This window comes from Ponticoccus sp. (in: a-proteobacteria) (assembly GCF_048381735.1).
Genome location: NZ_JBLXGL010000001.1, coordinates 109,163 through 132,784, shown reverse-complemented (window position 1 = coordinate 132,784; position 23,622 = coordinate 109,163). Strand labels below are relative to the sequence as shown.

Genomic DNA, 23,622 nt, shown 5'->3' with positions numbered 1-23,622 from the left:
TCGGCCCCCTTACAGTTTCACGCCGGAGAAGGACATGAAGGCCAGCGCCATCAGTCCCGCCGAGATGAAGGTGATCCCCAGCCCCTGAAGGCCCTCGGGAATGTCGGAGTACTTCAGCTTCTCGCGCACACCGGCCATGGCGGTGATCGCCAGCGCCCAGCCGAAGCCGGAAGAGACGCCATAGGTCGCTGCCTCTGCGAAGTCGTAGGAGCGTTCCACCATGAACAGCGACCCGCCGAGGATGGCGCAGTTCACCGTGATCAGCGGCAGAAAGACACCCAGCGCGTTGTAGAGCGGCGGGAAGTACTTATCGAGAACCATCTCGAGGATCTGCACCAGCGCGGCGATCACCCCGATATAGGAGATCAGGCCGAGGAAGGTCAGGTCGACCTCGCCGAACCCGGCCCATGCCAGCGCGCCGGGCGCCAGCAAGTAGTTCAGGATCAGGTTGTTGGCGGGCACGGTGATCGCCTGCACCACCATGACCGAGATGCCCAGACCGATGGCGGTCGAGATCTTCTTAGACACGGCGATGAAGGTACACATGCCCAGGAAGAAGGACAGCGCGAGGTTCTCGACGAAGATCGCCTTGACGGCGAGTGAGATCAGGCCTTCCATCAGTGGCCCTCCACGGTCTGGATCTTGTATTCACGTTCTTCGACCTGGCTGGGCTTCCAGCTGCGGATTGCCCAGATCAGCAGGCCGATGATGAAGAAGGCCGAGGGCGGCAGCAGCAGCATGCCGTTCGGGACATACCAGCCGCCGTTGTTCACGGTCTCGAAGATGGTGATGCCGAACAGCGAGCCCGAGCCGAAGAGCTCGCGGATGAAACCGACGGTCATCAGGATCAGCCCGTAGCCCAGCCCGTTGCCGACCCCGTCGATGAAGCTGTCGAGCGGCGGGTTCTTCATGGCAAAGGCCTCGGCCCGGCCCATGACGATGCAGTTGGTGATGATCAGGCCGACGAAGACCGACAGGGTCTTCGAGATCTCGTAGGCATAGGCCTTCAGCACCTGGTCCACCAGGATCACGAGGCTGGCGATGATGACCATCTGCACGATGATCCGGATCGAGCCGGGGATCTGGTTGCGGATCATCGAGATGAACATCGACGAAAAGGCGGTCACGAAGGTCACGGCCAGCGCCATGACAAAGGACACCTGCAACGAAGAGGTCACCGCGAGCGCCGAACAGATGCCCAGCACCTGCAGCGTGATCGGGTTGTTGTCGACCAGCGGATCGACCAGTTGGGAACGGCGTGTCTGGGCCATCAGATCTCTCCTGCCTTGAGGCGTTCGAGGAAGGGGGCATAGCCCGCCTCACCCATCCAGAAGCGCACGAGGCTATCCACCCCGGCGGATGTCAGCGTCGCGCCGGCCAGCGCGTCGACGTGGAATTCGGGCCCGGCGGGCGGCACGGTCTTGGCGACGGTGATCTCCAGATCGCCCTCGTCGTCGCGCAGCTTCTTGCCGTTCCACAGCGCCTTCCAGCGCGGGTTGTCGACCTCGGCGCCCAGACCCGGCGTCTCGCCGTGCTGGTAGAACTGCAGGCCGAAGATGTCGTTGCCGTTCTCTTCCAGCGCGATGAAGCCGTAGAGCGTCGACCACAGGCCATAGCCCTCGACCGGCAGGATCACCTTGTCGATCTCGCCCGCGTCGTCGCGCAGCAGGTAGATCATGCGATAGGCCTGCATCTGGCCGCCCAGCCCTGCCGGATCCTCGTCCAGCGCCCGCACGATGGCGGGATCCTTGGCGGTGGCCAGCTGGTCGAACTCTTCGATCTCCCACTGGTCGGTGAACTCGCCGGTGGACAGGTCCAGCACGTGGGGTTCGAAGGCGGCGAAAGCCTCCTGCACGTTGTCGCCGGGCTGGTAGACGCCCGCGACCTCAAGCACGTTGATCTGCTTGTCGCGCTGCTTGTTCACCTCTTGCACCGGGCGCAGGGCCACGGCGGCGGCGGAAACCACCATCGAGGCCACCAGGCACAGCGCCACCGCCACGGTCACGGTCTTGGCGACGGAATCCGGCGGCGCATCCAGGAAGCGGCGGATCGGTCCCTTGTTCTGATCGTCAGGCATGTTGCTTTGCCCTCCGCTTGATATTGGCCTGCACCACGAAATAGTCGATCAGCGGCGCAAAGACGTTGCCGAAGAGGATCGCCAGCATCATGCCTTCCGGGAAGGCCGGGTTGATGACGCGGATCATGACGACCATGAAGCCGATCAGCGCGCCGTAGATGTAGCGACCCATGTTGGTATGCGAGGCGGAAACCGGTTCCGTCACCATGAAGGCGAGACCGAAGGCATAGCCGCCCACCACGAGGTGCCAGTACCAGGGCATCGCGAACATCGGGTTGGTGTCCGACCCGATCACGTTCAGCAGCGTCGAGAAGGCGATCATGCCCGCAAGGCAGCCGACCACCAGCCGCCAGTTGGCGATCTTCACCACCAGCAGGAAGGCCAGACCGATCAGCGCCATCAGCGTCGAGGTCTCGCCAAAGCTGCCCTGGATCGTGCCGATAAAGGCATCCATCCAGGTGATGCCGCGCTCGGGCAGTGCCGCCACGCCGTCGCTGGCCCCGATGGACAGCGCCGTCGCACCGGAAAAGCCGTCGACCGGCGTCCAGATCGTGTCACCGGACATCTGCGCCGGATAGGCGAAATACAGGAACGCACGCCCCACCAGCGCCGGGTTGAGGAAGTTCTTGCCGGTGCCGCCGAAGACTTCCTTGCCGATGACGACGCCGAAGATGATCCCCAGCGCCACCTGCCACAGCGGCGCAGAGGCCGGCATGATCAGCGTGTAGAGCATCGAGGTCACGAGGAAGCCCTCGTTCACCTCGTGCCCGCGCACGACAGAGAAGATCACCTCGAAGATGCCGCCCGCGACCAGTGTCACGATGTAGATCGGCAGGAAATACAGCAGCCCGTGCAGGATATTGGCCAGCGGGTTGCTGTAGTCGAAGCCGATCCCCAGCGCCTCGATGATCGCCGCGCGCCAGCCAGAGGCGCCGTATTCGGCAATCGCCATGTTGGTCTGAAGCCCGACATTGTACATCCCGAAGAGAATGCAGGGCACCGTCGCCAGAACCACGTAGGTCATGATCCGCTTCATGTCGATGTAGGACCGCGCATGAGGCGCCACGGTCGTCACCGTCTTGGGCGTGTAGATGAAGGATTCCACCATCTCGTAGATCGGGAAGTACTTCTCGTACCTGCCGCCCTTGGTGAAATTCGGCTCTATCTTGTCGAAGAATGAACGCAGCCCCAAGGCCTAGCCCTCCTTTTCGATCTTGGTCAGGCTGTCGCGCAGCGCGATGCCATACTCGTATTTGGCGGGGCAGGCAAAGCCGCAGAGCGCCACGTCTTCCTCGTCCAGCTCCAGCGCCCCCAGCGCCTGCGCCGTGTCGGTGTCCATCACCAGCAACGCCCGCAGCAGCTGCGTCGGCAGGTAGTCCTGCGGCATCAGCCTTTCGAAGGTGCCGATCGGCACCATGGCCCGGCGTCCGCCGTTCAGGTTGGACGTCAGCGCGTAAAGCTTCTTCGCGAAGGCAGAACCCAGCACCGGCTGCACCGCGTATTTGCCGGGCATCGGACGGATCCAGCCCAGCGGGATCTGCTCGCGGTCTTCCTCGATCAGCGTGATCTGCCGTGCGTAGCGGCCAAGGAAGGCGGTCTCGCCCGCCCCCATCCGCCCCGACAGGATCGAGCCGGAAATCACCCGCACCGGCTTCTTGCTGTCCAGGTCCTCGGCGCAAAGCTCCAGCAACGAGGCGCCCGCAACCGTGCGCACCAGGCGCGGGTGCCGTGCCATGGGTCCGCAGATCGCCACCACGCGGGTCGGGTCAAGCCGCCCGGTCGCCAGCAGTTTGCCGATGGCGATCACGTCCTGGTAGCCGATGGTCCAGACCACCTTGCTGGCGCTCGGCGGCTCCAGGAAATGCATATGAGTCCCGGCCAGCCCGGCCGGATGCGGCCCGGAGAACCCCGCCACGTGGATGCCCGCGATAGTGTCGCCGGGCAGCGAGGCATCGGCGGCCTGGCACAGGTAGGTATTGCCCTCGCTCAGGCCCATGATCGCCTCGAGCCCGTGCACGAAGGCCTTCTCCTCGGCCGCGATGATCGGCGCGGGATCGGCGGCCAGCGGCTCGGTGTCCATGGCGGTGACATAGATCGCCGCCGGGCGGGTCATCGGGTCGGGCACCTTGGAATAGGGCCGCGTGCGGAACGACGTCCACAGACCAGAGGCACAAAGCCGCTCGACCAGCCCCTCGACGGTGGTCACATCGCCGACGGCGGAAAAGTCCAGGGGCTCCGCCGCGCTGTCGTCCACCGCGATCTCGACCGAGACCAGCTTGCGCCGCGCGCCCCGGTTGATTGCCTTGATTCGTCCCGTAACCGGCGCGGTGACCTGAACATCGGGGGTGTCCTTATGGGCGAAGATCGGCGCACCCGCGCCCACCACGTCGCCTTCCTGCACCGCAAGGCGCGGTTTCAGCCCGATGTAGTCATCGCCCAGAACGGCCACCGTCGTCACCGGCGGCGCATCCTGAATGCCGCCCTCCGGCGCGCCCATGACCGGAACGTCTAGACCTTTGCTAAGATCAAATCGCTGCACGTCGTCAGTCCTGTCGTTGATTTTGGCGTCTTATGCGTCGGTCGCCCGACTTTTGAAAGGTCTGCGACAATAAAAATCAGGGTCGGACATTGAATTGCGTCGAAAAACCGCGCAGAAGCCCGTCAACGCATCAAGACCTCAGATCAACTCCCCTTGGAGGCCAGAACCGTGTCCGATCTTTTCAAGCTCTCTCGCCGCAGCTTCCTCGTCATGCCGCTTGCCCTTGCCGCCTGCAAGGACGGCTGGAATGTGCTGGAGCTCGCCGGGCGGACGATGGGCACTTCCTATTCCATCGTCGCCGTCGACCACTCGAACAAGGTCGACAAGGCAGAGCTTCAGGCCGCCGTCGACAAGCGCCTTGGCCGCGTGACCGCACAGATGTCGAACTGGGAAGCATCCTCGGAAATCTCGCGCTTCAACGCGTCGCGCTCGACCGAACCCTTCGCGGTCTCGCCGGAGTTCGCCCGCGTCATGCAGGCGGCGGACGCGGTGCACGCGGGCTCTGACGGTCGTTTCGACGTCACCGTGGGCCCGCTGATCGACGCCTGGGGCTTCGGCGCCAAGGGATCCGCCCACCGCCCGACCGAAGCGGCGATCGCCGAGGCCCTGCAGGCCTCCGGCCAGTCCCGCGTGATCGAGGTGCAGGACGGCGCCCTGCGCAAGCGGGATCCGCGCGCGGAAATCTACGTCTCGGCCATCGGCAAGGGCTTCGGCGTCGACGAACTGGCCCGCGCCGTGCGCGACTTCGGCATCTCCGACTTCATGGTGGAAATCGGCGGCGACCTCTATACCGCCGGTCTGAACCCCGATGGCCAGCCCTGGCAGATCGGCATCGAGCAGCCGCTGGCCCATGATCGCGGCATCTCCCGCGTGATCGGCCTGTCGGATCTCGGCATGGCCACCTCGGGCGACTACCGCAACTACTTCGAGCAGGACGGCCAGCGCTTCTCGCACATCCTCGACGCCACCACCGGTCGCCCGGTCACCCATCGCACCGCCTCGGTGACGGTCCTGATCGAAGACGCCATGCTGGCCGATGCCTGGGCCACCGCCCTTCTGGCCCTGGGCTCGGAGCGCGGCCTGGAAATCGCACAAGAGCGTGACCTCGCCGTGCTCTTCCTTGATCGCGACGGCGCGGGTGCCGACATGGAATTCAAAGCCATCCCCAGCCCGCGTTTCGACACGCTGACCGCGTAACCGCGAAAGGCCCCGCATGACCTATATCCTCGCCTTCTGCCTCCTTCTGATCGTCATGCTCGGCATGGCGCTCGGCGTGATGTTCCAGGGCAAGACGATCAAGGGCAGCTGCGGGGGCCTCAACGCGATTTCCGATGCGGACCAATGCCTTGTCTGCAACAAGGACATCGACCCGGACAGCCCGCTGCGCGAACGCCTGGCGGGCTGCCCACGCGCCAGGAAGATGCTCGACCAGATGGAACAGGACGAGGCCTGAGCCCCGCCGCGGGCCCAGCCCTCGTCTTCCCGCGCCCCCCCCGATCGCCCCGAGGCGCCCGGCCTCTGAAGGCGCCCAGATCTTCTTCTGTCCGAAAATATCCCGGGGGGAGGCCCGCAAAGGGCCGGGGGGCAGCGCCCCCTTCCCCAGGCTGCCAAAGGCGAAGGCGGCACTGGCAAGAAAGCCCCTGCGCAGCCGGAAAGCCCCTCCGAACCGACCGGTTCAGGCCAGGACGAAGGGTCAGGACGCCGGCGCGACCATGGGCACGAATCCCAGCGTCAAAAGCGCCGCCGCCGCCACCATCCCGTAAAGCCACAGCTTCCACCGCGCCCCCCCGGCCTTCCAGGTCCGGCGATACTGGTAGCCGGCAAGGCAGCCCGCGACAAAGATCAGCGTGGCGGTGACGGGGGTCAGGACAGGGGTCAAAAGCAACTCTTCTCAAGGTGGTGCGTTTGGACGTAGGCTGATGACACGGCCCCCAAGGACATTCAAGAGGAGTCCCCTTCATGCCCGCATCCTACCAGCCCCACACGCGCGGTGACGACACGGTCGAACGCACCTCCAGCCAGTCTCTGGACAGCAACATGGCCCCCTCCAAGGCCAGCGTGCAGGACGTGCTGAAGGCAAAGGGCTCCGAGACCTTCACCATCCGCCCGCAGGAAACCCTGCACGAGGCGGTTGTCCACCTGCGCGACAAGCGGATCGGCGCGCTTCTGGTGACCGATGCCACCGGCGCGCTGATCGGCATCCTCTCCGAGCGCGACATCGTCCGCAAGCTGGCCGAAACCCCGGGCCAGACCCTGCCCCAGAAGGTCGAAGAGGTGATGACCCACAAGGTCGAGACCTGCACCCCCGACGACCTGCTCGTGACCGTGCTGAAGCGCATGACCGAGGGGCGCTTCCGCCACATGCCGGTGGTCGACGACAGCGGTCTCGCCGGGATGATCACCATCGGCGACGCGGTGAACTTCCGCCTGACGCAGCTGGAACACGAAGCCCTGCAGCTGAAACAGCTGATCGTCGGCTGAACGCACGCTTCGCCACGCGGGCCCGGATTCTGTGCGAAGGCGCACCATTCCTTCGCGTTGTGCAGCGCGGCGACGGGCCTACCTTCGGGGCATAGCGGTGCCACCCCGGCGCCCCGGAGGACCCTGACATGAGCTGGAACCCCACCCACGACGGCACACCCGAAACGCTGATCATCCCGCGCGCCCGCGACATCGGCGGCTTCGAGGTGCGCCGGGCCCTGCCCGCGCCGCAACGGCAGATGGTCGGCCCCTTCATCTTCTTCGACCAGATGGGTCCCGCCGAGTTCATTACCGAGGGCGGCATCGACGTGCGACCGCACCCCCATATCGGCCTCGGCACCGTCACCTACCTCTATCAGGGCGAGTTCGAGCACCGCGACAGCCTCGGCACCCACCAGATGATCTATCCCGGAGAGGTCAACTGGATGACAGCCGGGCGCGGCGTCACCCATTCCGAACGCACCTCGGCCAGCACCCGGAAGACCCGCCACAGCCTCTTCGGCGTGCAGACCTGGATCGCCCTGCCCGAGGACCGCGAGGACATGGCCCCGGATTTCGAGCACCACGGACGCGAGGCCCTGCCGGTGATAAGCGACAGTGGCGTCGAGGCCCGGCTGATCCTCGGCAGCGCCTACGGGCAGACCAGCCCGGTGACCATGCAGTCGGAAACCTTCTATCTCGACGTGACGCTGCAACCGGGCAGGCCCTGGCCGCTGCCGGACGAGCACGAGGACCGGGGGCTCTATGTCATCCAGGGCTCGGTGGAGATCGCCGGCGAGACCTATGAGGCCGGCCGCATGATGATCTTCCGCCCCGGCGACCGGATCGGCGTGACGGCCGGCCCGCAGGGCGCGCGGCTGATGGCGCTCGGCGGGGCGACACTGGGCGAAAGCCGCTACATCTGGTGGAACTTCGTCTCGTCGTCGAAGGACCGCATCGAAGAGGCCAAGGAGGCCTGGAAAGCCGCCGATTGGAAAAACGGCCCCTTCCGCCTGCCCCCGGGCGACGAATCGGAGCATATCCCGATCTCGCCCGAACTCGACCGGACCTTCCGCAGGGGCTGATCCCGCAGCGGTCAGCCCGGTCCCGCCGCCGCGCCGCAGGACAATGGCGCGGCGGCAGTCCGACCGGACCTTGCGGTGGCTCCCCGGGATACCGGTCGTTGCCGAGGGGGCTAACGCGGCGGCACCGGTCGTGGCCGAGGGGGGCCACCCTCGCGACACCGCAGGTCATCCCCCACGTCACCATCAGACCAAACGGCAGGATGCCCTGGCAACCGCCACGCCGCCGTCCCGCAGACGCGAATCTTCCTCGCCACGCCGCGCCCTCGAAGGCGCGCTTCTCTTCCCCCTCCCCGAAGGCTGCCCTTGCTCTCGCAACACGCGATCCTCATGAAGGCGCGCCCCTCGATCCAAAGCCGCCCCACACCAAAGCCTGTCCCGCTCTCCCGAAAGACCCGCCTGCTACCGGCATGCCTGCGTCGACCCCGAAGGACCCTCTCGCCACCCGCAAGACCGCTCCCCCCAACGCTTCCCTGCTTCTTTGGTCCCCAAATACCTCGGGGGTCGTCATCGTCGCGCCTTCGGTCCGAGAGACGATGGCGACGGCAGAGCCCCGGTCCCGCCGCCGCCACTGGCGCCCCCGCCCCGCCGGGCGTAGAACGGGCGCAGCCACGCACCGCCCGCAAAGGATTCCGTCCATGAGCTTCGACCGTTCGATCAAGATCGCCCCCTCCATCCTCTCCGCCGATTTCGCCAACTTCGGGCAGGAGATCCGCGCCATCGAGGCGCAGGGCGCCGACTGGGTGCATGTGGACGTGATGGACGGCCATTTCGTGCCCAACCTCACCTTCGGTCCGCCCGCGGTGAAGGCCTTTCGTCCGCATGTGAAGACGGTGATGGACGTCCACCTGATGATCGCCCCGGTCGATCCCTACATCGAGGCCTATGCCGAGGCGGGCGCCGACTTCCTCACCGCCCATGTCGAGGCCGGGCCGCACATCCACCGCACGCTTCAGGCAACCCGCGCCGCAGGCATGAAGGCCGGTGTCGCGCTGAACCCCGGCACGCCCGCCGAGGCCGCCCTGCCGCTGCTGGACCTTGCCGACATGGTGCTGGTGATGACCGTGAACCCCGGTTTCGGCGGACAGAAGTTCCTCGACATGACCGCCAAGATCCGCACCATCCGCGCTGCCATCGGCGACCGCCCGATCCATATCCAGGTCGACGGCGGCATCGACCCGGTGACCGCACCGCTGGTGGCAGAGGCCGGGGCGGATTCCCTTGTCGCCGGGTCCGCGGTCTTCCGCGGCGGCTCGGTCGACAACCCGGGCGTCTACGGAGAGAACATCGCCGCCATCCGCGCCGCCGCCACGGCAGGCCAGAAGACCGCCTGACCGGGCGCGCCGCGCGCCCCTGACCCTGCTGGACCGGCGGCAGGGCGGCGCCGCATCCCCTGCCCGGGCTTCGGCCCGGACCGCGCAACAGCCCGGGGTCTGCCACTGGCCCCGGCACCCGCACAGAAGGAGCCCCCATGGCCGTCTCCCCTCCGCTCTGCGCCTTCGGCTGGCAGGCACCGGATTTCTCGCTGCCCGCCACCGACGGCCAGACCTATGCGCTCTCCGACATCCGGGGCGACCGCGGCACGCTGATCCTCTTCATCTGCAACCATTGCCCCTATGTCCTTGCGGTGCTCGACCGCATCATCCGCGACGTGCGCGACCTGCGGGCGCTCGGTATCGGCGTGGCGGCGATCTGCTCGAACGACGCGACCAGCCACCCCACCGACGACTTCCCGGCAATGCAGGAGATGGCGCAGGCCCGCGCCTTCCCCTTTCCCTACCTGCACGACCAGACGCAGTCCGTCGCCCGCGCCTATGGCGCCGCCTGCACGCCGGATTTCTTCGGTTTCGACGCCGGGCTGGGCCTGCAATACCGGGGCCGCCTCGACGCCTCGGGGAGGGCCGCCGAAAAGGACGCCCGCCGCGATCTCTACGAGGCCATGAAACAGGTGGCCGAAACCGGCGAAGGCCCGCGCGCGCAGGTGCCCTCGGTGGGATGTTCAATCAAATGGAAAGCCGCATGACAGCCCGTATCGTCTTCGACCTCGACGGAACCCTGATCGACAGCGTCCCCGACCTGCAGGGCATCGCCAACGCGCTGCTTCGGGAACAGGGCTGCGCGCCCATCACGCTGGCTGAGGCGCGCGGTTTCATCGGCAACGGCGTCAAGGTCTTCGTGCAGAAGATGCGCCGCGCCCGCGACATCCCCGACAGCGAACAAGAGCCCCTGCACGCCGCCTTCATGGAACGCTATCGCGGCGCCGTCACCCTGACGCGGCCCTACCCGGGCGTGGTCGATGCGCTGGACGCGCTGGTGGCCCGGGGCCACGCACTGGGGATCTGCACCAACAAACCGCTGGAGCCGACCCATGCGGTGCTCGACCACCTTGGCCTTGCCCGCTACTTCGGCTGCATCTACGGCGGCGACAGCCTGCCCGTGCACAAGCCCGACCCCGCGCCGTTGAAGGCGGCCTTCGCGGCGCTTGGCGGCGGGCCGGGACTTTATGTCGGCGACAGCGAGGTGGATGCCCATACGGCGGTGAACGCGGATGTGCCCTTCCTGCTGTTCACAGAGGGCTACCGGAAGGGGCCGGTCGCCGCGATGCCGCACCGGCTGGCCTTCGCGGAGTGGACCGCCCTGCCCGGCCTCGTGGCCGACCTGCCGGAACGCTCCGGGGCCTGAGCCCCCGGGCCAGCCCTGCCCGCTCGCAGGGGCGCCTGTGACGGGCCTCGCGCCGACATGCCGCGCCGGTCTTGCAGGCCAGAGCGGTGCCACAGTCGCCCTCCGCCAAACACATTGCGCAGCGCCTGACACGGGGGCCGAAATCTTCCAAAGATTTCGGCCCGATTTCTTTCGAAGAAATCGCCACCGCGCCGGGGAACCGGATCGCCCCGTCGCGGCTTGATCCGGTGACGGCCCAGAACCCGCAACCGGAGCCCCCCATGCTGACCCACCTCTTCAAGACCATGGACCAGAACCAGCGCCTGATGGTGAAGACATGGCAGCTGTGGTTCAGCGCCGCCACGGTGGTGCAGCTGCGCGTGATGCAGATGGCGCTTGGCACCCTGCGCCCCGAAGAGGCCGCCCGCATGGTCTTCGAAAAGCCCGCCGCCTTCGCCAGCGGTGCCGAGCGTGCCATGCGCGCGATGGCGGGCGGCAAGGGCTATCAGGCGGCCACGCTGGCCGCATTGGCCCCGGTCAACCGCCGCGCCGGATCGAATGCCCGGCGGTTGACCCGATCCTCGCGCCGTCCGTAACATCCACCGCACCGGCCAGGCCGGTCCCCGGGGCGAAGGCTTGCTTGAAAGGAACGCAGATGACACCGCAAAAGGTCAGGGTAGAGGCCCTTGTCGATGCCTCCATCGACAAGGTCTGGCAGGCGTGGATCACGCCCGAACACATCACCCAGTGGAATTTCGCCTCGGAGGACTGGTGCTGCCCGTCCGCCCTGGTCGAGCCCCGGCAGGGCGGGCGCCATGCCGCGCGGATGGAGGCAAGGGACGGCAGCGTCGGATTCGATTTCGAGGGCACCTACGAGGTCTTCGAGGAAAAGGACCGCGTGGCCCTCAGGATGAGCGACGGGCGGCTGGCCGAAACCACCTTCACCCCCGAGGGCGGCGGCACCCGCGTGGTGACCGAATTCGACGCCGAGACAGAGAACGACATCGCCCTGCAACGCGACGGCTGGCAGGCCATCCTGAACAGCTTCAAGCGCCACGCAGAGCAGGTCTGACCCGGCGCGACACCGCCACCGACGGTGCACGCAAGACACGTCCCCGCCGCCCTCGGTCCGCGCGGAGGGGAATCCCTGCCCCGCGCGCCACGAGTTCCGCTATAGTGATGGTGGCCGGCTTTCCCGCAACGCGGGCAGGCCGGTGGACAGAACGGTCACGCTTGGGGGAGCCATGCCGAAACATCAGCCAGACAGCGTCCGGCGCGAATCCGGAGACGGGGTGCTTGGCCCCTATGAGGCGCTCTTGTTCAGCGACAGCGGCGGGTTGACCCAGTTCGGCGCCCTGGTCGAGACCCTCGCCCCCGGCGCCCGGTCCAGCCACGCGCATTGGCACGAGGACGAGGACGAGATGGTCTACATGCTCGAGGGCAGCGTGATCCTTGTCGAGGGCGAGGACGAGGTGCCGCTGGACGCCGGGGAGGCCGCGACCTTTCCCGCCGGTCAGGCGCTGGGGCACCGGCTGGAGAATCGCAGCGACAGCCCGGCACGCTATCTTGTCATCGGAACCCGCGCCCCGCGCGACCGGGTGCATTACCCCGGCGAGGACCGGGTCCTGCATGTGGAGCGCTGCGGCGGCGGCGCGCGGCGCTGGACGACAGAGGCCGGCGCTCCGGCAGAGCCGCTGCCCAGGTAGGCCCGACCCGCGGGCCCTGTCCTGAAACGACAAAAGCCGCTCCCCGTCGGGTCGCGGCTTTGGCGGTGTCCAAAATGGACGGGCGCGATCTTACTTGATCTTGCCTTCCTTGTATTCGACGTGCTTGCGCGCAACCGGGTCGAACTTGCGGATCGACATCTTCTCGGTCATCGTGCGTGCGTTTTTCTTGGTCACGTAGAAGTGGCCAGTGCCTGCGGTCGAATTCAGGCGGATCTTGATGGTGGTCGGCTTCGCCATGTCTCGTCTCCTGGAACATGGGGGGCGCCCATGTGAAATCTGTCTCGAAGCCCGCCTTTTAACGGCCCTCGCGACCGAGTCAAGCGCCGCGACCGCCCTGCGGCGCGGTTTTTCGATGCGCGGAAGGCCTGTAAGCCGGATTCTGTTGTTGGACGGGCCGAAACCCGCCCTCAGACGACCATTCCTCTGCGCCGTACATTGCTGCACGGCTCTAGCTGCCAACCCGGACCCCTCGGGCCAAGGCGGCCCTGTCCGCGAACGCACGCGGGGTCCCTATTTGGCATTGCTCCCGGTGGGGCTTGCCATGCGGGCGCTGTTGCCAGCCCCCCGGTGGGCTCTTACCCCACCGTTTCACCCTGACCCGCCATGGCATCCCTTGGAAACCCTCGGGCATGACGGGCGGTCTGTTTTCTGTGGCGCTTTCCGTCAGGTTGCCCTGCCCGGGCGTTACCCGGCACCGATGCCTTGGCGAGTCCGGACTTTCCTCTCGGGGGGCTTGCGCCCCCAAAGCGGCCGTCCGGCCTTCCGCGCGAGGGCAGCGATAGGCAGGCGGCGGGCGCCGGTCAAGCGCATTCGGGCGGTTGGTGTGAATGCCGGCGGGCAAAAGTCTCGGCAGCGGACCCTACCGCCCGGCCCCGGCAGTCCGCACCGGGGCATGGGGCCGGGCGCCCATGGCACCGGCGGCCCATGCGGGCCGCGTGCGGGAGGCGAAAGACAGCCCGGCAGGGGCCGGGCAAAGCGGCGCGGTCCCGGAACTGTTCGACACCACAGGGCTTGCCCATGTGCAGCACCGACCGACAGGGATGCCCGAAGACGGCGGCGCCGATGCACAAGCCAAAAGCGCGGCGCGGGCGGTTTACTCGGCCTGCCGCGAATCTGCGCTTCGAGGCCAGACCACCGCTTCGCCCGCCTTGCGGCGCGCACCCGTTCCCTATACGTTCCAATCCGCACGTCAGAGACCAAGAGAAGCGAATTCCCAATGCGCCCATCGCTGAGAACCAAGGCAATCGCGATCTGCAACGACAGGATCGCCCGGAAAGGCGAGACCGTGGGACTTTCGTTCTATGCGTTTTTCGCCAACAAGAACGATGACCCGGAGCTGCTCATGGAAGCCGCCGAATGGTGGATCAGGACCCACGAGTTGGACCACTTCGAGAAGGCGACAAAGATCCGGGAGATGATCCGTTCCGGCGCCTGAGCCGCGGCAGCGCGGCCCTGCCGATACGCCCCCCGCGCAGTCCAGCACCCTGCTTTCGGCCTTTCCGAGGGTGCCGGTCAAAGCCCCCCCCATGACAAACGCGGATGCCCACGGCGGTCCGCCCGCATGGTCACCCCGCAGGGGCGGCAGCGGAAGAAACCCTACCGGACCGGCACTGCCGTGCGGAGCCGCCTAGCGCAGCAGCAGGGGCATCTTCAGCCAGTCGCGCAGGGCCGCGACAACCGCCTCGGGCTGTTCGAGCGTCGGCAGAAGGCCCGCGCCCTCGATCACCGCCAGCTTCGCACCCGGGATCAGCTCTGCCATGAAGGCATGGCGCTTCGCCTCGTAGCGGCGGTTCTGCTCGCCGCAGAGCACCAGCACCGGCGCATTGATCCGCCGCAGGGTGCCCTGCTGGTCGCGGCGCCGTTGCAGCGCGCGGGACTGGCGGACATAGGCCTCGGGGCCAAGGCCGCGGGCCATCTCGGCGACAAGCGCCAGCACCTCGGCGCGCTGCGGCCCGGGGGCGAGGTCGGCGGCGGCCACCTCTTCCGCCATGACCTCGGAGAACTTGCCGGCGCGGGCGCGGATGATGCGCGGTTCGATATCGGCGACCTGCTGCGGCGTTGCGGCCAGCGGCGTCGTGTCCATGAGGGCCAGCCGCGCAACCCGGTCCGGGGCGCGGCGGATGACCTCCAGCGCGACCATGCCGCCAAGCCCCGCGCCCACGAGAGCGGACCGCTTGGGCAGCACATCCAGCAGCCCCGAGGCCATCTCCTCGATGCGTTCGCCCCCCTGCAGGGGCGCGACCATCACCGCCCGCTCGGGCGAGAAGACGCCGATCTGCGGCGCAAACTGGCGCAAGTCGGCCATCAGCCCCGGCAGGAACACGAGCGGTTCAGGCACGCGCGCCCTCGGCTGCCAATTCGCCCTGCCCTGTCATAGTCTTCACCTAAACCGCCCCGCGCTGCCTGATTGCGCGCGCACCCTATCAAAGCGGTCGGCGGACGAAAGCCAAACCCGCCGGGCATCGGCGGATTTCCCCGCCCCTGCCTTCGGCGCGCGCGGATTTCCGGCAGGAAATCCGGCCCGGAAAATTTGGAATTTTCCGGCCACCCGGTCCCGGCGATCCGCTCCCCCCTGCCGCAGCCCGTCGCCGGGCGACACGGCCCCTTGCCCGGCATCTCGCCCCCCCCCCCGCAGATGCTGCCCCCGGCGCCGGGACGGGCGCAGCCGCCCCCAAGCCGACCCTCTGCGCCCGCCCCCTCAGGCGGCGCTTCGGCGGGCCAGCAGCAGCGAGTGCCCCGCGGTCTCCCTGTCCTCGGGGCTGAACCGTTCCACCGTCACGCCGCAGCGGGCGAGGATCGCGCGGTATTCCACGATGTCCAGCGAGGCGTGATAGACCGTTTCGCCGCCGACCCTGCCCAGGGCCTCGCCCGCGCCGGGGCCGACCGTCAGCAAGAGCCGCCCGCCCGGCACCAGATGGGCCGCGATGCGCGGCAGGGCGCGGCGCTGCGCCTCTTCGGACAGGTGGAAGAAACTGCCCCAGCCGATGATCGCATCGAAATGCCTGGCAAGGGACAGCCCCTCGATGTCGGCCTCGACCGCCTCTGCGCCGGGCAGCCGGGCGCGGAACAGCCGCAGCATCGCCGGCGAGAAATCCACCCCGGTCACGGCGAAGCCCCGCGCCACCAGCCACGCACCGATGGGCGCCCCGGCGCCGCAGCCGAGATCCAGCACCCGGCCACCGGGCGGCACATCCGCGACGCAGGCCCGCAACCACGGCGCCTCGAACAGCGAGCGCCCGCGCTCGCGGTCGTAGCGCAGGGCCTGCCGCTCGTAGACGGCGCGGTTGTCGATCATCGCACGGGCTCCGTCATGGATGGGCGATGCCCCGGAACGGCGGGAAATCCGCGTAGCGCGCCTGCCGCGCCGCGCGGTCCTCGCAGGGCTCTGCCCCGGCCCGCAGCAGCCTACCCCGGGGGGCGATATAGCTGTCGATCCGCCGCAGCGGGTCGGGCCGCCAGGCAAGGTTGAAGGCGCAGAGCCTGGGGAAGAACCAGATCTCGGAATAATCGAGGTGATCGTGCAGCCACCACGCCAGATCGCGCCAGTCGCGGCCCCGGGCATAGCGGTCCGCGAACCAGGGCAGCACCACGGAGGCGCCCGCGACCGGGCGGTCGGGCAGGTCCCAGATGTGGCATTCCAGCGGGTAATCGTTGCGCGCGCAGTTCAGGCGGTTGGCATTGCCGAAGGCGTTCAGCCGCGCAGAGCGGTAGCCCGACCGCACGAAGACCCGCCCGAAGGTTTCCTCCAGCGGGTCCAGAAGCTGCGTGGCAAAGGCGCGGCCCCGCTCCAGCGCCCGGTCCGGGTCGTCGGGGATATTGGCGATCTCGTGGATATTGCCGATCTCGGAATAGAGGAACTCGCGCATCCAGAAGTGCCGGGACAGGCGCTCGCGGCCCAGTGTCTCCAGCGACCACATGGAGCGCGGGCGCCTCATGGCTCAGCCTTCGGCATAGCCGTTCCAGCGGAACGCGCCATCCGGGGCCAGGGTCGAGAAGGGGTTGTGCGCAATCTCCCAGACATGGCCCTCGGGGTCCGAGAAATAGCCGATATGGCCCCCCCAGAAGACGTCATGCGCGGGTTTCAGGATCTGCGCGCCCGCCGCTTCGGCGCGGGCCAGAAGCGCGGTGACCTCGGGTTTTTCGCGGACGTTGTAGGCCAGCGTGGCGGCGCCGGTCCCCAGCGTGCCCGGCACCACGCCCATGTCGCGGGCCAGATCCTCCAGCGGGTAGAGGCCCAGGGCCTGCCCGATCAGGTCGAAGACGACGATGCCGTCCGGCGTTTCGACCCGGCGCCAGCCCATGGCCTCGTAAAAGGCCGCCGCCGCCGCGATGTCGCGGCAGCCAAGGGTTATCAGGCTGATCCGTTGTTCCATGTCGCGTCTCCCTTGCCGTGCTGGCGGGTCTGCGTGTTGCCCGCCACGCCCGATGATCATGCCCGCGAACGGCCAGCCACGGAACCCGGCTCCTGACAGGAAGCGGCAGCAAGACGCGGGGGGTCCGCGATGCAGATGCGCGGGCAAGCCGCCGGGGCGCCCCCGCGCATCAAAGCCCCCCATACCGCGATCCGGGCACGGTCGGGGACCAGCCCCCCTTGGCCACGGTCGCGGGGCCGTCAACGCACCTTCCGCACGGGGTCGGCAGGGATCACAGGCCGCGCGCCCAGTCCAGCACCTGCGCCGCGACGGGCGCGGTCATGCCCGGGGAAAGGATCTCGCCCGCGATGATGTGGCGGGCGGGATCGTCCCCGTCGCCCACCCGGACCTCCTGCACCCTGGCCCCCCAGCGCGCCGCCATGGCGCGGCTGATGCGGGGATCGACCACCGTATCGCCCGGGTCGAAGACCGTGAGCACCGGAACCGACAGGCCCCTGACCCGGCGCGACGCCTGCACTGCCCGTGCCATCGGGATCAGCGCCCCCACGGGATAGCGCGTGGTCCATGCCGGCGCATGTCCGGCGTTGCGGGGCACAAAGCCCCGCTCCGGCCCAAGGATCAGCGGCAGAACCCGGCCCATGCCCGGCCAGGTCAGGATCGCCGACCGCCGGTCGCGCAGCCCGAAGTTCGGCGACAGCAGGACCGCCCCGGCCACCTCGGCCGCCTCCGGCGCCCCGGCTAATTCGGCCACCCCCGGCACCTTGTCGCGCGCCAGCGCCAGCGCGATCAGCGTCGCGCCGGTGGAACAGCCCATGACCAGCACCCGGCGCCCGATCCGGCGCCCCACCGCAAGCGCCTCTGTCATGTCGCGCATCCAGTCCTCCAGCGAGGCCTCTGCCATGGCCGCGCCGTCGCGCCCGTGCCCGGCAAGCCGCGTGAAGAAGAGGTTCGCGCCCAGCCCCCCGGCCACGCGGTCCGGCAGCGGGCGCAGCTCTTCGGCCGAGGCAGAGAAACCATGCACGTAGACCACCGCCCAATCGGTGCGCGCCTCCGGCCTGCCGGCCCAGAGCACGCGCTTTTCCGCCCCCGGGCGCAGGTCCACAACCCCCGCCTCGCGCGCCGCCAGCCAGTCCGAAACGCCGCCCGCCGGGATCTCCGGGCCGGGGCCGCCGCCCGGTCGATCGGACAGGCCCCACCCGGTGGCGGTCACGCCAGAACCTCCTCCAGCGCGGCTTCGATCAGGGCAAGCGTCTCGGGTGTGGAAAAGCGGTGGTCGGCGTGTTTGACCAGCGTCAGGCGGACATCCGGGCCGTCGATATGATCCAGAAGCCGCAGGGCGGTCTCGCGGCTGACCGCCTCGTCGCAGGTGCCCTGCAACAGGCGGACCGGCCAGGGCATCGGCAGGGGGGCCCGCAGGACAAGGTTGTCGCGGCCATCCTCGATCAGGCGGCGCGTCACCACGTAGGGGTCTTCATAAGCCGAGGGCATCAGCAGCTGCCCGGTCTCCATGACCTGCCGCCGCTCGTCCTCGGAGAAGCCCGCCCAGAAGCCGTCCTCGGTGAAGTCCGGCGCGGCGGCGATGCCGATGAAGCCCGCGACCTCCGGCAAGCGCCGTGCCAGAAGGCAGCCGATCCAGCCGCCCATGGAAGAGCCGACCAGCACCACCGGCCCCGGCGCCATGGCGCGGATCACCGCTTCGGCATCCGCCGCCCAGTCGCCGATGCAGCCCTCTTCGAAGACACCGCCCGAGGCGCCGTGCCCGGCATAATCCAGCCTCAGGAAGGCCTGCCCCCGCGCCCGGGCCCAGCCCTCGAGATGGACCGCCTTGGTGCCCTCCATGTCCGAGCGATAGCCGGACAGGAAGACCACGCAGGGCCCCTGGCCTTCGGTTTTCACACAGGCAAGCCGGTCGCCGCGTGGACCGTCGACATGGCGGAGTTCTGGCATCGGTGGCCTCCTTCTTCGGAACGCCGCCACCATAGCCACCGGGCGCGGATTGCCAAGCCGGTCCGCCGGGTCGCAGCCTCCGGCGCGGGCGCCCCCTGCTCTGCGCGCGGCCCGGCTGTTGGCCCCCTGCCCGCTCCGACCGGCGGAAACCGCGCGCCTCGCCTATTGGCCCGCAGGGGCCCGCCGCGCCTGACCCGCCGCGCCTGTCCGGGCGTCTGCAATCCCGACGCGTGGAAGGCTGTTAGAACAGCCTTGTGAAGCCGCGCCGACGCGGCTTCAAAGCGCCGTCGACGGCGCTTCCCCCAGACCGAAGGTCAGGCGTCGATGCTTTGCGCCAGAACCCGGCTGATCACGGTCAGGCTCTGCCCGCTCTCCGCCCGCCACCGGTTGAAGGCGTCCTGAACCGCCGCCCAGGCCTTTCGCGAGGTCGGCGCCTTGTCCACAACCCCTTCTTCCGCCAGCCGCGCCACCACCGAGGCGGAGAGGATATAGCCCTCCTTCCCCATGACCCGCAGCGTATAGGCGCCGGTCGTCCCGCCCAGCCGCGCCCCATCGGCCTTCAGCCGCACCAGAAGACCCGCGAAATCCTCTGCGGGCCAATCCCCGACCCAGCGCCCGAAAGAGCCATGCGCCGCGGCGATCTCGCGGATGAAGACCGCGTTTTCCTGCACCGCCCGCACCTTGGGCGGCGAGCGGATGATCCGGGTGTCGGCGATCAGCGCATCGAACCAGTCGTCCGACATCATCGAAACACGGGCCACGTCGAAGCCATGGAAAGCCTCGAGGATGCCGGGCCACTTGCGGTCCACCACCGTCCAGCTGATCCCGGTCTGCAGGATGCCGCGCGCCATCTGCGCCAGCCAGCGCTCGTCCGGGATCGCCGCCAGCGCATCGGCGGACAGCACCGCCGGCATATCCGCCAGCACCGCCGCGCGCCCGCCCTTGCGCTCTGCCGCAATCTCCAGAATGTCCGCAAATCTCCGCATGCCGCCCCCCTGCGCCGACCGAACCCTCGCGCGCAGGAAACACCGGACCGGTACGCGCCGCAAGCCGTGGCGCGCCGGGAAGGGCGTTCAACGCCCTTCCACCTCCGCCAGCCCCAGCGCCAGCACGCCCCCAAGGGCCGACAGCGCCGCGAAGCCCGCCAGCGCCACCACCGGCCCCAGCGCCGCCAGGGCGCCCCCGAGAAGCCCCACCAGCAGAAGCAGCGCGCCGATCAGCGTGTTGGCCAGCGCAGAGTAGGACGCGCGGCTGTCCTCGGGCGCCATGTCCACAAGGTAGGTCGATCGCCCCTGCCGCACGCCGTGATAGGCCACCATCAGGCCGAACAGCACCATGGGCACGACCCAGAGCCCGCCGGACAGCCCGGCAAGGTCCAGCCCCACCGCCAGCGCCATGAAACCCGCCGCGACGAAGCCCGACAGCGCCAGCACCCAGCGCGACGAGCGGTCGGCCAGCCGCCCCCAGAGGTAGGAACTGACGAAAGAGGCCGCCGCCGAGGCCACCAGCAGCGCCCCCAGCCCCCGAAGCGCCTCCTGCCCGCCGCCCAGAAGCACGAAATAGGGCGGCGCCAGCGCCGTCACCGTCAGCGCCCCGCGCGCCGCGATGAAGCGCCGGAACTGGGCGTCCTCGCGCAGCGGCGTCAGGTCGAAGGGCCTGCCCGCCCCCGCCGCTTCGGAAGCCCTTTCCTCCAGCGTCGAAAACAGCGCCGCCGCCGCCAGCCAGAGGCCCGCCGCCAGCGCCACCGCGATCACCACCGGGGCGGTTTCCTGCCCCGGCCCGAAGATCAGCAGCGCTGCGAAGCCCAGCACCGCCAGAGAGGCCGCCGAGCCCGCAACGCCCGTCACCGCGCCGCGCCGCCGCTTCTCGACCGTCTTGCCGAGGATGTCCTTGTAGCTGACCGAACAGAGCGCCCGGCTGACCGCCAGCAGCGCCAGCGCCGCCGCGATGGCTGTGCCCGCCGCCCAGCCCTGCAACAGCAGCGCCGCCAGCGCGATGCAGGCCGCCGCCACCCCCTGCCCCAGCGATCCCGCGACCCAGGCCCATTTGCGGTGCGCCATGGCCTCGACCCGGCCCGCCATCAGGATCTGCGGCAGAAGCGCGCCCGCCTCGCGGATCGGCACGAAAAGCCCGGTGATCGCCGCCGGCACCCCCAGCGAGCCCGCCAGCCAGCTCAGCACCAGCTTGGGGTCGATCAGCCCGTCGGCGATCTTTGTCATCGACAGCGCGGCCATGTGGCGCAGCCCGTTGCGGGCCTCGGCGGCGCGGACCTCTGCCTCGGCGCCGGTGAGGTTCTCGTAAAGGTCGACGGTATCGGTCATGCGTCTTTCTTCTTCGCTGGGCCGCGACGGGCCGGGCTGCATCGTCACCGGGTCATACGGCCCCGGAACCCGCGCGGATCAGTTTCCGGCGGCGCCCATGGCCGCCCCCGCCGCCGTTACCCCGTTGACAGCCCGCCCCCCGGGGGTCAAAACGCGCCCACACACAATAACCCGCAACCGGGCGTTCCGTGGGCGCCAAACCGACGAGGAGTTGAGGCCGATGGCCCAGATTTCCCCCCAGATTTCCCTGACATTCCCAGATGGCTCGAAGCGCGATTTCGACAAGGGCACCACGCCCGCCGCGGTCGCCGAGAGCATCTCCAAGTCGCTCGGCAAGAAGGCGATCTCCGCCACCGTCGACGGCGCGCATTTCGACCTGCAATGGCCGCTGGAGGCCGACGCCTCGATCGCGATCAACACGCTGGCCGAGGACGGCGCGGCGCTGGAGCTGATCCGCCACGACCTCGCGCATATCATGGCGCGCGCCGTGCAGGAGATCTGGCCCGACGTGAAGGTCACCATCGGCCCGGTCATCGAGCACGGCTGGTACTACGACTTCGACCGGGCAGAGCCCTTCACTCCCGAAGATCTCGGCGCCATCGAAAAGAAGATGAAAGAGATCATCAACAAGCGCGACCCCGTCCGGACCGAGGTCTGGGCGCGTGACGTGGCGGTGAAGTACTACGAAGAGCGCGGCGAGCCCTACAAGGTCGAGCTGATCGAAAGCATCCCCGGCGACGAGCCGCTGCGCATGTACTGGCACGGCGACTGGCAGGATCTCTGCCGCGGTCCGCACCTTCAGCACACCGGGCAGGTGCCCGGCGATGCCTTCAAGCTGATGTCGGTCGCGGGCGCCTACTGGCGCGGCGACAGCAAGCGCCAGATGCTGCAAAGGATCTACGGCGTCGCCTTCAAGAACAAGGAAGACCTGCGCAAGCACCTGAACATGCTGGAAGAGGCCGCCAAGCGCGACCACCGCAAGCTGGGCCGCGAGATGGACCTGTTCCACATGCAGGAAGAGGCGCCCGGTCAGGTCTTTTGGCACCCCAACGGCTGGACGATCTACACGCAGCTGCAGGACTACATGCGCCGCAAGCAGCGCGCCGGCGGCTACCGCGAGATCAACACGCCGCAGGTCGTGGACCGCAAGCTGTGGGAGGCCTCGGGCCACTGGGACAAGTACCAGCACCACATGTTCCTCGTCGAGGTGGATGAATCCCGCGACGGCGAAAACGACGACGCGGATGTGAAGGACAAGGCGCAGACCCGCATCAACGCGCTGAAGCCGATGAACTGCCCCTGCCACGTTCAGGTCTTCAACCAGGGCCTGAAGTCCTACCGCGACCTGCCGCTGCGGCTGGCCGAGTTCGGATCCTGCTCGCGGTTCGAGCCCTCGGGCGCGCTGCACGGCATCATGCGGGTGCGCGGCTTCACGCAGGACGATGCGCATATCTTCTGCACCGAGGCGCAGATCGAGGACGAATGCGCGCGGTTCATCGAGTTCCTCGCCGATATCTACCGCGAGCTTGGCTTCCCGACCTTCGAGATCAAGTTCGCCACGCGCCCTGAAAAGCGCGTCGGCACCGAAGAGTCGTGGGACTACGTCGAGAACGCGCTGGAAGAGGCGATCCGCAAGACGGGCCGCACCTACACGCTGGAACCGGGCGACGGTGCCTTCTACGGGCCGAAGCTGGACTTCTACCTGACCGATGCCATCGGCCGGGTCTGGCAGTGCGGGACCTTCCAGGTCGATCCGAACCTGCCCGAGCGGCTGGGCGCCACCTATATCGCCCCCAACGGCGACAAGACGCGGCCCTTCATGCTGCACCGCGCGACGCTGGGCTCCTTCGAGCGCTTCATCGGCATCCTGATCGAGGAGCACGCGGGCAAGCTGCCGTTCTGGCTGGCGCCGCGTCAGGTTGTCGTGGCGACGATCACCTCGGAGGCGGACAGCTATGCCGAAGAGATCGTGCAGGCCCTTCAGGCTGCCGGTGTCCGGGCCGAGCTGGACATCCGCAACGAGAAGATCAACTACAAGGTCCGCGAGCATTCGGTCGGCAAGGTGCCGGTGATCCTGGCCGTGGGTCACCGCGAGGTCGAAGAGCGCACCGTCTCCGTCCGCCGCCTTGGCGAGAAGCAAACCAGCATGCAGGGTCTCGGGGACTTCCTGCGCGCGGTGGCCGTCGAGGCGACGCCGCCGGACCTGCGCAAGGACTGAGACGCGGCTCTGATCCGGGTAACCGGATCGGGACCAGCCGAGGCGAATGCCCGGGACACCGAGGCCCGCCAGAACAGAGCCCGCCCCGCATCGCCGCGGGGCGGGCTTTTTCCTGCCCTGCCCCCTGCCCCCTGCTGCCGTGCTGCCGTGCTGCCGTGCTGCCGTGCTGCCGTGCTGCCGTGCTGCCGTGCTGCCGTGCTGCCGTGCTGCCGTGCTG

At 68.5% G+C, this 23,622-nt stretch carries 27 protein-coding genes and 1 other RNA gene; 12 read left to right on the top strand and 16 right to left on the bottom strand.

What is annotated here, in order from left to right:
- Positions 1-9: 9 nt before the first annotated feature.
- Genes nqrE through ACN5KJ_RS00590 form a run of 5 tightly spaced genes read right to left on the bottom strand, consistent with a single transcriptional unit; the run spans position 10 to position 4,616 of the window.
- Complete coding sequence (gene nqrE, locus ACN5KJ_RS00610) at positions 10-618, bottom strand: NADH:ubiquinone reductase (Na(+)-transporting) subunit E (RefSeq protein WP_206563306.1); 609 nt, start codon at positions 616-618, stop codon at positions 10-12.
- A complete protein-coding gene (locus ACN5KJ_RS00605; RefSeq protein WP_347167117.1) occupies positions 618-1,271 on the bottom strand; it encodes an NADH:ubiquinone reductase (Na(+)-transporting) subunit D in 654 nt (217 codons plus the stop codon). Before ACN5KJ_RS00605 ends, nqrE begins: the two co-directional genes overlap by 1 nt.
- Positions 1,271-2,077: a Na(+)-translocating NADH-quinone reductase subunit C gene (locus ACN5KJ_RS00600; protein ID WP_418591552.1), complete on the bottom strand. Its 807-nt coding sequence runs from the start codon at positions 2,075-2,077 to the stop codon at positions 1,271-1,273. The genes ACN5KJ_RS00605 and ACN5KJ_RS00600 overlap by 1 nt, the downstream gene beginning before the upstream one ends.
- Positions 2,070-3,269, bottom strand: coding sequence for an NADH:ubiquinone reductase (Na(+)-transporting) subunit B (locus ACN5KJ_RS00595; RefSeq protein ID WP_206563303.1), 1,200 nt, complete (start codon positions 3,267-3,269; stop codon positions 2,070-2,072). Before ACN5KJ_RS00595 ends, ACN5KJ_RS00600 begins: the two co-directional genes overlap by 8 nt.
- A 3-nt stretch (positions 3,270-3,272) precedes the next feature.
- Positions 3,273-4,616, bottom strand: a complete 1,344-nt coding sequence (locus ACN5KJ_RS00590) for a Na(+)-translocating NADH-quinone reductase subunit A (protein WP_418591550.1) — start codon at positions 4,614-4,616, stop codon at positions 3,273-3,275.
- Between the two features lie 168 nt (positions 4,617-4,784).
- On the opposite strand from ACN5KJ_RS00590, the gene ACN5KJ_RS00585 reads away from it, so the two are divergent.
- Both ACN5KJ_RS00585 and nqrM read left to right on the top strand, forming a co-directional pair.
- On the top strand, positions 4,785-5,813 hold the full coding sequence (locus ACN5KJ_RS00585) for an FAD:protein FMN transferase (protein ID WP_418591548.1): 1,029 nt from the start codon (positions 4,785-4,787) through the stop codon (positions 5,811-5,813).
- A 16-nt stretch (positions 5,814-5,829) separates the two neighbouring features.
- Positions 5,830-6,069 carry a (Na+)-NQR maturation NqrM gene (gene nqrM / locus ACN5KJ_RS00580; RefSeq protein WP_347167114.1) on the top strand — a complete coding sequence of 80 codons (240 nt, stop codon included), beginning with the start codon at positions 5,830-5,832 and terminating at the stop codon, positions 6,067-6,069.
- Between the two features lie 240 nt (positions 6,070-6,309).
- On the opposite strand, the gene ACN5KJ_RS00575 is transcribed toward nqrM, so the two are convergent.
- Positions 6,310-6,495: a hypothetical protein gene (locus tag ACN5KJ_RS00575; protein WP_418591546.1), complete on the bottom strand. Its 186-nt coding sequence runs from the start codon at positions 6,493-6,495 to the stop codon at positions 6,310-6,312.
- Between the two features lie 80 nt (positions 6,496-6,575).
- On the opposite strand from ACN5KJ_RS00575, the gene ACN5KJ_RS00570 reads away from it, so the two are divergent.
- From ACN5KJ_RS00570 to ACN5KJ_RS00535, 8 genes are all read left to right on the top strand, one after another.
- On the top strand, positions 6,576-7,097 hold the full coding sequence (locus ACN5KJ_RS00570) for a CBS domain-containing protein (protein WP_347167112.1): 522 nt from the start codon (positions 6,576-6,578) through the stop codon (positions 7,095-7,097).
- Positions 7,098-7,225: 128 nt separating this feature from the next.
- Positions 7,226-8,161 carry a pirin family protein gene (locus tag ACN5KJ_RS00565; RefSeq protein ID WP_418591544.1) on the top strand — a complete coding sequence of 312 codons (936 nt, stop codon included), beginning with the start codon at positions 7,226-7,228 and terminating at the stop codon, positions 8,159-8,161.
- Between the two features lie 635 nt (positions 8,162-8,796).
- On the top strand, positions 8,797-9,492 hold the full coding sequence (rpe, locus tag ACN5KJ_RS00560; RefSeq protein WP_206563296.1) for a ribulose-phosphate 3-epimerase: 696 nt from the start codon (positions 8,797-8,799) through the stop codon (positions 9,490-9,492).
- A gap of 137 nt (positions 9,493-9,629) precedes the next feature.
- Positions 9,630-10,181: a thioredoxin family protein gene (locus ACN5KJ_RS00555; protein WP_418591541.1), complete on the top strand. Its 552-nt coding sequence runs from the start codon at positions 9,630-9,632 to the stop codon at positions 10,179-10,181.
- A complete protein-coding gene (gph, locus tag ACN5KJ_RS00550) occupies positions 10,178-10,840 on the top strand; it encodes a phosphoglycolate phosphatase (protein WP_418591539.1) in 663 nt (220 codons plus the stop codon). The genes ACN5KJ_RS00555 and gph overlap by 4 nt, the downstream gene beginning before the upstream one ends.
- Positions 10,841-11,100: 260 nt before the next feature.
- Positions 11,101-11,415 (top strand): hypothetical protein, encoded by a 315-nt coding sequence (locus tag ACN5KJ_RS00545; protein ID WP_418591537.1) that lies wholly within the window; start codon positions 11,101-11,103, stop codon positions 11,413-11,415.
- A gap of 59 nt (positions 11,416-11,474) precedes the next feature.
- Positions 11,475-11,891 carry an SRPBCC domain-containing protein gene (locus tag ACN5KJ_RS00540; protein ID WP_418591535.1) on the top strand — a complete coding sequence of 139 codons (417 nt, stop codon included), beginning with the start codon at positions 11,475-11,477 and terminating at the stop codon, positions 11,889-11,891.
- Between the two features lie 172 nt (positions 11,892-12,063).
- Complete coding sequence (locus ACN5KJ_RS00535; RefSeq protein WP_418591533.1) at positions 12,064-12,525, top strand: cupin domain-containing protein; 462 nt, start codon at positions 12,064-12,066, stop codon at positions 12,523-12,525.
- Between the two features lie 90 nt (positions 12,526-12,615).
- Here ACN5KJ_RS00535 and rpmG read toward each other — a convergent pair whose 3' ends face one another.
- Entirely contained in the window at positions 12,616-12,783 is a 168-nt protein-coding gene (gene rpmG / locus ACN5KJ_RS00530) for a 50S ribosomal protein L33 (RefSeq protein ID WP_023852153.1), read from the bottom strand.
- A 115-nt stretch (positions 12,784-12,898) separates the two neighbouring features.
- An RNA gene (rnpB, locus tag ACN5KJ_RS00525) (RNase P RNA component class A) lies at positions 12,899-13,312 on the bottom strand.
- A gap of 450 nt (positions 13,313-13,762) precedes the next feature.
- Here rnpB and ACN5KJ_RS00520 point away from each other — a divergent pair.
- Positions 13,763-13,981, top strand: a complete 219-nt coding sequence (locus ACN5KJ_RS00520; protein ID WP_418591531.1) for a DUF6500 family protein — start codon at positions 13,763-13,765, stop codon at positions 13,979-13,981.
- Positions 13,982-14,173: 192 nt separating this feature from the next.
- On the opposite strand, the gene ACN5KJ_RS00515 is transcribed toward ACN5KJ_RS00520, so the two are convergent.
- The 8 genes from ACN5KJ_RS00515 to ACN5KJ_RS00480 all read right to left on the bottom strand — a co-directional run bounded on the left by ACN5KJ_RS00515 (position 14,174) and on the right by ACN5KJ_RS00480 (position 21,187).
- Positions 14,174-14,884, bottom strand: a complete 711-nt coding sequence (locus ACN5KJ_RS00515) for an alpha/beta fold hydrolase (RefSeq protein WP_418591529.1) — start codon at positions 14,882-14,884, stop codon at positions 14,174-14,176.
- A gap of 360 nt (positions 14,885-15,244) precedes the next feature.
- A complete protein-coding gene (locus tag ACN5KJ_RS00510; protein ID WP_418591527.1) occupies positions 15,245-15,841 on the bottom strand; it encodes a class I SAM-dependent methyltransferase in 597 nt (198 codons plus the stop codon).
- A 13-nt stretch (positions 15,842-15,854) separates the two neighbouring features.
- Positions 15,855-16,463 carry a hypothetical protein gene (locus ACN5KJ_RS00505; RefSeq protein ID WP_418592216.1) on the bottom strand — a complete coding sequence of 203 codons (609 nt, stop codon included), beginning with the start codon at positions 16,461-16,463 and terminating at the stop codon, positions 15,855-15,857.
- 21 nt (positions 16,464-16,484) lie between these two features.
- Positions 16,485-16,919 (bottom strand): VOC family protein, encoded by a 435-nt coding sequence (locus ACN5KJ_RS00500; protein WP_206563286.1) that lies wholly within the window; start codon positions 16,917-16,919, stop codon positions 16,485-16,487.
- A gap of 271 nt (positions 16,920-17,190) precedes the next feature.
- Positions 17,191-18,129: an alpha/beta hydrolase gene (locus ACN5KJ_RS00495; RefSeq protein WP_418591525.1), complete on the bottom strand. Its 939-nt coding sequence runs from the start codon at positions 18,127-18,129 to the stop codon at positions 17,191-17,193.
- Complete coding sequence (locus ACN5KJ_RS00490; protein ID WP_418591523.1) at positions 18,126-18,866, bottom strand: alpha/beta hydrolase; 741 nt, start codon at positions 18,864-18,866, stop codon at positions 18,126-18,128. The genes ACN5KJ_RS00495 and ACN5KJ_RS00490 overlap by 4 nt, the downstream gene beginning before the upstream one ends.
- A gap of 314 nt (positions 18,867-19,180) precedes the next feature.
- Positions 19,181-19,852, bottom strand: a complete 672-nt coding sequence (locus ACN5KJ_RS00485; RefSeq protein WP_418591521.1) for a DNA-3-methyladenine glycosylase I — start codon at positions 19,850-19,852, stop codon at positions 19,181-19,183.
- Between the two features lie 87 nt (positions 19,853-19,939).
- Positions 19,940-21,187 carry an MFS transporter gene (locus ACN5KJ_RS00480; protein WP_418591519.1) on the bottom strand — a complete coding sequence of 416 codons (1,248 nt, stop codon included), beginning with the start codon at positions 21,185-21,187 and terminating at the stop codon, positions 19,940-19,942.
- Between the two features lie 220 nt (positions 21,188-21,407).
- Between ACN5KJ_RS00480 and thrS the strand changes: the two genes are divergently transcribed.
- Positions 21,408-23,405, top strand: a complete 1,998-nt coding sequence (thrS, locus tag ACN5KJ_RS00475; protein ID WP_418591517.1) for a threonine--tRNA ligase — start codon at positions 21,408-21,410, stop codon at positions 23,403-23,405.
- Positions 23,406-23,622 lie beyond the last annotated feature (217 nt).

Bases quoted from the DNA above. Each gene is read 5' to 3' on its own strand.
- nqrM (WP_347167114.1), top strand. From the start codon at position 5,830: ATGACCTATATCCTCGCCTTCTGCCTCCTTCTGATCGTCATGCTCGGC.
- ACN5KJ_RS00555 (WP_418591541.1), top strand. From the start codon at position 9,630: ATGGCCGTCTCCCCTCCGCTCTGCGCCTTCGGCTGGCAGGCACCGGAT.
- rpe (WP_206563296.1), top strand. From the start codon at position 8,797: ATGAGCTTCGACCGTTCGATCAAGATCGCCCCCTCCATCCTCTCCGCC.
- ACN5KJ_RS00535 (WP_418591533.1), top strand. From the start codon at position 12,064: ATGCCGAAACATCAGCCAGACAGCGTCCGGCGCGAATCCGGAGACGGG.
- rpmG (WP_023852153.1), bottom strand. From the start codon at position 12,783: ATGGCGAAGCCGACCACCATCAAGATCCGCCTGAATTCGACCGCAGGC.
- ACN5KJ_RS00490 (WP_418591523.1), bottom strand. From the start codon at position 18,866: ATGCCAGAACTCCGCCATGTCGACGGTCCACGCGGCGACCGGCTTGCC.
- ACN5KJ_RS00510 (WP_418591527.1), bottom strand. From the start codon at position 15,841: ATGATCGACAACCGCGCCGTCTACGAGCGGCAGGCCCTGCGCTACGAC.
- nqrE (WP_206563306.1), bottom strand. From the start codon at position 618: ATGGAAGGCCTGATCTCACTCGCCGTCAAGGCGATCTTCGTCGAGAAC.
- ACN5KJ_RS00480 (WP_418591519.1), bottom strand. From the start codon at position 21,187: ATGACCGATACCGTCGACCTTTACGAGAACCTCACCGGCGCCGAGGCA.
- ACN5KJ_RS00485 (WP_418591521.1), bottom strand. From the start codon at position 19,852: ATGCGGAGATTTGCGGACATTCTGGAGATTGCGGCAGAGCGCAAGGGC.
- ACN5KJ_RS00520 (WP_418591531.1), top strand. From the start codon at position 13,763: ATGCGCCCATCGCTGAGAACCAAGGCAATCGCGATCTGCAACGACAGG.
- ACN5KJ_RS00600 (WP_418591552.1), bottom strand. From the start codon at position 2,077: ATGCCTGACGATCAGAACAAGGGACCGATCCGCCGCTTCCTGGATGCG.
- ACN5KJ_RS00505 (WP_418592216.1), bottom strand. From the start codon at position 16,463: ATGTGGTCGCTGGAGACACTGGGCCGCGAGCGCCTGTCCCGGCACTTC.
- ACN5KJ_RS00565 (WP_418591544.1), top strand. From the start codon at position 7,226: ATGAGCTGGAACCCCACCCACGACGGCACACCCGAAACGCTGATCATC.
- ACN5KJ_RS00500 (WP_206563286.1), bottom strand. From the start codon at position 16,919: ATGGAACAACGGATCAGCCTGATAACCCTTGGCTGCCGCGACATCGCG.
- gph (WP_418591539.1), top strand. From the start codon at position 10,178: ATGACAGCCCGTATCGTCTTCGACCTCGACGGAACCCTGATCGACAGC.
- ACN5KJ_RS00540 (WP_418591535.1), top strand. From the start codon at position 11,475: ATGACACCGCAAAAGGTCAGGGTAGAGGCCCTTGTCGATGCCTCCATC.
- ACN5KJ_RS00605 (WP_347167117.1), bottom strand. From the start codon at position 1,271: ATGGCCCAGACACGCCGTTCCCAACTGGTCGATCCGCTGGTCGACAAC.
- thrS (WP_418591517.1), top strand. From the start codon at position 21,408: ATGGCCCAGATTTCCCCCCAGATTTCCCTGACATTCCCAGATGGCTCG.
- ACN5KJ_RS00545 (WP_418591537.1), top strand. From the start codon at position 11,101: ATGCTGACCCACCTCTTCAAGACCATGGACCAGAACCAGCGCCTGATG.
- ACN5KJ_RS00570 (WP_347167112.1), top strand. From the start codon at position 6,576: ATGCCCGCATCCTACCAGCCCCACACGCGCGGTGACGACACGGTCGAA.